Here is a 5,450-nt window from a genome sequence, read left to right as displayed (position 1 = left end):
GGGGTGCGGGTGCGGCCGGCGCCGCGGGGAGCGCCGGTGCCACCAGGGTGCGGGTCTCCACCGGCCGCGGCCGGGGCGGGAGGACCACCGTCTCGGTCTCGCCCCCGACCACCGCGCCGAGCAGCGCCGCCAGCCGGCCGGCCGACGGGCGCTGCTCGGGCTCGCGGGCGAGCAGGGCCTCGATCACCGCGCCGAGCGGCCCGGCCCGGCGCGGGGGCGGGACGGGGTCCTCGCAGACCGCGCGCAGGGTCTCCCAGACCGAGTCGCCCAGCACCGGGTTCGCGTCCTCGACGCAGACGTACAGCAGCATGCCGAGCGACCACAGGTCGGAGGCCGGCCCGACCGCGGCGCCGCGGATCCGCTCCGGTGCCATGTACTCCGGCGAGCCGAGGATGTCGCCGGGGGCGGTGAGCGTCTCGGCGCCCTGGACGGTGGCGATGCCGAAGTCGGTCAGCACGGCGGAGCCCTCCGGCCGGATCAGCACGTTGCCCGGCTTCACGTCGCGGTGCAGCACGCCCGCCGCGTGCGCGGCGTCGAGCCCGCCGAGCACGTCCAGGCCGATCCGGGCGGCCCGTGTCGGGGTGAGCCGGCCCCGGTCGAGCAGCTCGCGCAGGCTCTGACCGGTGATCAGCTCCATCACCAGCCACGGGTAGGGCTGCTGGTCGAGGACTTCGTGGATGGTGACCACGTTCGGGTGGGTGATCCGCGCGAGCGCCCGGGCCTCGCGCCGCACCTGCTCCCGGACCCGGTAGGCCCGGCCCGGGTCGTCGGCGACGGACGAGCGCATCTCCTTCAGCGCCACCTCGCGCTCCAGCAGCAGGTCGCGGGCGCGCCAGACCGTCCCCATGCCGCCGCTGCCCAGCCGCGCCAGGAGCTCGAACCGTCCGGCCACGCGGTCACCGACGATGTGTTCCCCTGGACGGTTCATGGCGGTGTCTTCCTTGCTCCGTGCGCCGGGCGCCGCCGGCGGCGGAGCCCGGTCCTCACCCGTTCGTGCTGGTGGACCCGGCGAAGTCTGCCCGGGGGAACCTGAGGATTCGGTGAGGCGGACCGGCGGGTGACCGGGCCTGCGCTCAGGCGGCCGGGGCGGGGAGCTCGAAGGTGAGGTGGACGGCCTCGTCGTGCACGGCGGCGGCGCTGACCACCACGACCGTCGTGGCACCGAGCACCGCCGTGGTGACCGCGTAGTCGGCGTAGTGGAAACCGGCCGCCCCGACCGCCGAGCCGTCCACGACGAGCCGGCCCGGTCCGGTGCTGGGCTCGCCCGGCAGCTCCAGCCAGCTGCCGGGCGCCCGGAGCTGCCCGTCGGGCAGCAGCAGCGAGCCCGCGGACAGGTAGTGCCCGCCGGGCAGCGGGATCAGCTCGTCGGGTGCGGCGTTGGCGAGGAAGGTGAAGAGGACGGACGCGGGGTCGGGCGTGGAGTACACCCGGACCCCGGGCGGCACCCGGTGGGTGACGACCTGGGCGTGGTGGGCGCCGGCGGCGTCGGCGTAGCCGACCTCCACCTGGTGGACCACCCCGTCGGCGGCCAGCACGCCCGCCGTCCGGCGCCACTGCGGTCGCGGGTGCGCCAGGACGGCCGCCGGGAGGCCGAACGCCCGCAGCGCCCCGGTCCAGCCGGGGTCGGCGGAACCGGGCCGGTCGAAGCCCTCGGGCACGGCGCCTCCTGGGTGGCTCTGCGGGTGCGGGCGGTGCCCGTCCAGCATGCCAGACGGGCGGGGCGGCGCACTTGGCGCTGCGTCAGCGGTCAGCGGACCCGGCCCAGGAAGGCCCGGGTGCGCTCGTGCTGCGGGTGCTCCAGGACCTGGGCCGGCGGCCCCTGCTCGACCACCACGCCGCCGTCCATGAAGACCACCGTGTCCGCCACCTCGCGGGCGAACCCGATCTCGTGCGTCACGATGATCATGGTGGTCCCGGCGCCGGCCAAGTCCCGGACCACGTCCAGCACTTCGCCGACCAGCTCCGGGTCGAGCGCGGAGGTGGGCTCGTCCAGGAGCAGCACTTTGGGCCGCAGCGCCAGGGCCCGGGCGATGGCCACCCGCTGCTGCTGGCCGCCGGACAGCCGGCGCGGGTAGGCATCGGCCTTGTCGGCCAGGCCCACCCGCGCCAGCAGCTCCAGCGCGGCGGTCCGGGCCTCGGCCCGCGGGCGCCGCAGCACGCCGACGGGTGCCTCGACCAGGTTCTGCAGCACCGTCAGGTGCGGGAAGAGGTTGAAGTCCTGGAAGACGAAACCGATCCGGGTGCGTTGGCGCAGCACCTCGCGCTCGGCCCGCTCGCGCAGCCGGCCGCCCGCGTGCCGGTAGCCGATCAGCTCGCCGTCGACGGCGACGTAGCCCCGGTCCAGCTTCTCCAGGTGGTTGACCGCGCGCAGCAGCGTCGACTTGCCGGAGCCGGACGGGCCGATGATCACGGTCACCGACCCGGGTGCGACCCGCAGGTCCACCCCGCGCAGCACCTCCAGCCCGCCGAAGCTCTTGTGCACGCCGCGGATGTCGACCATCACGGCACCGCTCATCGCGGGGTCCTCGCAATCTCAGGGGTGTTCGGGCGGGCTGATCTGCGACTGCTGGATCGCGGAGCCGGTGACGCCCCACTTGCGCAGGATCCGGTCGTAGGTGCCGTCCTGGATCAGCCGGTTGACGGCCGCCTGGAAGGCGGGGGCGAGCGGCGAGCCCTTGGCGAAGGCGAAGCCGACGTCGAGCCGGTGGAACTCGCCGAGGAACCTGGTCCCCGAGGCGGCCTGGTCGGCCTGGTAGCGCAGGCCGTTGATGGTGGACATCACCAGGTCCACCCGGCCCTGCTGGAGGCTGGTGAGGGTGGCGGCGGTGTCGGAGAAGACCTTCACCTGGTAGGGCTTGCGCCCGGCGGCGGCGCAGACGTCCTTCTTGGCGGTCAGCGTGGTCTCGAAGGTGGTGCCGGCCCCGGTGCCGATGGTCAGCCCGCAGAGCTGGGCCAGGTCGGTGACCGGTGGGACGGCGGTGTTGTCCTTGCGCACCGCGAAGCCCTGTCCGTCGTCGATGTAGGTGACGAAGTCGATGGTCTTCAACCGGGCATCGGTGACGCCGAAGTTGCCGGTGCCCACGTCGAACTTCCCGCTGCCGAGGGCGGGCAGGATGCTCTCGAAGGAGGCCTCCTGGCGGTCCACGGTGAGGCCGAGCACCTTGGCGACCGCGTCGGTGACGTCGATGTCCAACCCGGCCGGCCGCTCGGTCGCCGGGTCCGGGTAGTAGGCGGAGGGCGGCGTGCCGATGGCGCTGCCGACCTTGATCGTCCCGGCGGCGCGGACCTGCGGCGGCAGCAGCGCGGCCACGGCCGCCACCTGCTGCTCGCCCGCGACCACGTCCTGGGTCGCGGGCCCGGCGGGGCGGGCGGTCGGGTCGGTGCCGCAGCCGGCCAGCAGGACGGCGGTGGCGGTGGCCGCGGCGGCGAGGAGTGCGCGTCTCACGAGTTCTCTTCCGTCAGGTGCTTCTCGAAGGGCAGCGGACCGATGTCGAGCGGGTCCGCGGTGAGGTCGAACAGGGGGGTGTACCCGGCCGCCAGGTAGAGGGAGCGTGCCTCCGGCTGGCGCGGACCGGTGGTGAGGTGGACCGTGCGGTAGCCGGCCGCCGCGGCGGCCCGCTCCAGTTCGGCCAGCACCCGGCGGGCCAGGCCGCGCCTGCGGTGGGCCGAGTCGGTCCACATCCGCTTCAGCTCCGCGGTGCGGGAGTCGTAGCGCCGGTAGGCGCCGCCGGCCACCGGTCGGCCGTCCTGCAGCAGGAGCAGCAGCAGGCCGTGCGGTGCGGCGAACTCGGCCGCCGGGTAGCGGGTCATCTCGGCGCGGCCGCCCTCGCCGTAGCGGCTGACGTACTCGTGCGTCAGCTCCCGCACCAGCGGTTCGGTGAGCGGATCGTCCAGGCCGACCCGGCGGACCTCCAGGACCGGCTCCTCGGCCCTGGTCACGCCTGGAGCGCGATCAGCTGGTGCCGGTCCCGCTCCGCGGCCGCCCTGGCCGCGTCCCGCTTGGCGACCTCCTCGCGGACGATCGGGATGACGTGGCGGCCGAAGTCGATCGCGTCGTCCAGCAGGTGGTAGCCGCGGGCGGAGAGGATGTCGACGCCCAGGTCGTAGTAGTCCAGCAGGGCCTGGGCGACCGTCTCGGGCGTGCCGACCAGGGCGTTGGAGTTGCCCGCGCCGCCGGTGGCGGCCGCCGTCGGGGTCCACAGCGCGCGGTCGTACCGCTCACCGGCCGCGGCGATCTCCAGCAGTCGCTGCGAGCCGGTGTTCTCCGGGTGGAAGGCGCCGTCCGCGGCCGGCTGCCGGTGCCGGCCGGCCGCCGGGTCGGCGGCGGCCCGCCGGGCCTTGATCGCGTCGACGGTCCGGTGGGCCTTCTCCCAGGCCAGCTCCTCGGTCGGCGCGATGATCGGCCGGAAGGCCACCTGGATCCGCGGCAGGTCGCTGCGGCCCGCCGCGCGCGCCGCCGCCCGGACCGCCTCGATCTGCTCGGCCGTGCGCTCCAGCGGCTCGCCCCACAGGCAGTAGACGTCCGCCTCGGCGCCGCCCGCGGCGTACGCGGCGGGGGAGGAGCCGCCGAACGAGACGCCCGGCCGGGGCTGCTGGACCGGGAACACGTCGGAGACGAAGTCGCGGAACCGGTAGTACTCGCCCTCGTGGTCGAAGGGCTCCCTGGTGGTCCAGATCTTCTTGACGATCCGGATGTACTCGCGGGTCCGGTCGTAGCGCTGGTCCTTCGTCAGGAAGTCGCCCTCGCGGGCCTGTTCGCGGTCGTTGCCGCCGGTGATGAAGTGCACGGTCAGGCGGCCGTCGCTGATCCGGTCCAGGGTGGCGAAGGTCTTCGCCGCGAAGGTCGGGTAGGAGACGTTGGGCCGGTGCGCCAGCAGGATCTGCAGCCGGTCCAGCTTGGCGGCCAGGTAGGCGGCCGCCGGCGCGGGGTCGGGCGAGCCGGCGCCGTAGGCGAACAGCACCCGGTCCCAGCCGTGGTCCTCGTGGGCGCGGGCCAGCCGGAGGGTGTAGTCGCGGTCGAAGGCGGCGGTGGTGCGGGCGGTGGTCTCCGAGCCGTCGCCGGTGGCGGCGATGCCCAGGAACTCGACAGGCATGACGGTGCCCCTCTCGGGAAGCGGGATGCGGGGAAGCGGGGATGCGGAACCGGCCGACCGGAACGGGTGGTCGGCGGCGGACGATGGGCGTGACGGCCGGTCAGCTGGAGCGAACGGCGGTGGTGGTGGGGACGGCAGCGTGCGTCCGCTCCCCGGCCGGGCGGCGAAGGCCCGGCCGGGGGTTCCCGGCCCGTGACGGGGCAACCGAGGGAGGTCTCCGCAGGAGAGGCGCGACGACGGCCGGGCGCGGCCGGGTCGGCGCTGGTGAGCCGGTCAGACGGCCCGCTGCCGGGTCAGCCGCGACACGCCGCGGACCACACCCGACCGAAGTCGATGTGGTCGCGGGTGACCAGGGGC

At 75.0% G+C, this 5,450-nt stretch carries 6 protein-coding genes; all 6 read right to left on the bottom strand.

Translation table 11 applies throughout. The features are described 5' to 3' along the window. Nucleotides 1-928, bottom strand: a 928-nt coding sequence (locus ACFW1A_RS37955; RefSeq protein ID WP_380417774.1) for a serine/threonine-protein kinase, incomplete at its 3' end; no start/stop codon positions are given. A 145-nt stretch (nt 929-1,073) separates the two neighbouring features. Continuing rightward, nucleotides 1,074-1,658, bottom strand: a complete 585-nt coding sequence (locus ACFW1A_RS37950; RefSeq protein WP_380417772.1) for a hypothetical protein — start codon at nt 1,656-1,658, stop codon at nt 1,074-1,076. A gap of 89 nt (nt 1,659-1,747) precedes the next feature. Beyond that, a complete protein-coding gene (locus ACFW1A_RS37945; RefSeq protein WP_380417770.1) occupies nt 1,748-2,515 on the bottom strand; it encodes an amino acid ABC transporter ATP-binding protein in 768 nt (255 codons plus the stop codon). An 18-nt stretch (nt 2,516-2,533) separates the two neighbouring features. Continuing rightward, on the bottom strand, nt 2,534-3,445 hold the full coding sequence (locus ACFW1A_RS37940) for an ABC transporter substrate-binding protein (protein WP_380417768.1): 912 nt from the start codon (nt 3,443-3,445) through the stop codon (nt 2,534-2,536). After that, nucleotides 3,442-3,939: a GNAT family N-acetyltransferase gene (locus tag ACFW1A_RS37935; protein ID WP_380417766.1), complete on the bottom strand. Its 498-nt coding sequence runs from the start codon at nt 3,937-3,939 to the stop codon at nt 3,442-3,444. Before ACFW1A_RS37935 ends, ACFW1A_RS37940 begins: the two co-directional genes overlap by 4 nt. Then, complete coding sequence (locus ACFW1A_RS37930) at nt 3,936-5,093, bottom strand: LLM class flavin-dependent oxidoreductase (RefSeq protein ID WP_380417764.1); 1,158 nt, start codon at nt 5,091-5,093, stop codon at nt 3,936-3,938. The genes ACFW1A_RS37935 and ACFW1A_RS37930 overlap by 4 nt, the downstream gene beginning before the upstream one ends. Between the last annotated feature and the right edge of the window lie 357 nt (nt 5,094-5,450).

Source organism: Kitasatospora sp. NPDC058965 (genome assembly GCF_042741245.1).
In the GTDB taxonomy this organism is placed as follows: Bacteria; Actinomycetota; Actinomycetes; order Streptomycetales; family Streptomycetaceae; genus Kitasatospora.
The sequence above is the reverse complement of the archived record's forward strand: the minus strand, read 5'-3'. Positions and strand labels throughout refer to the sequence as shown.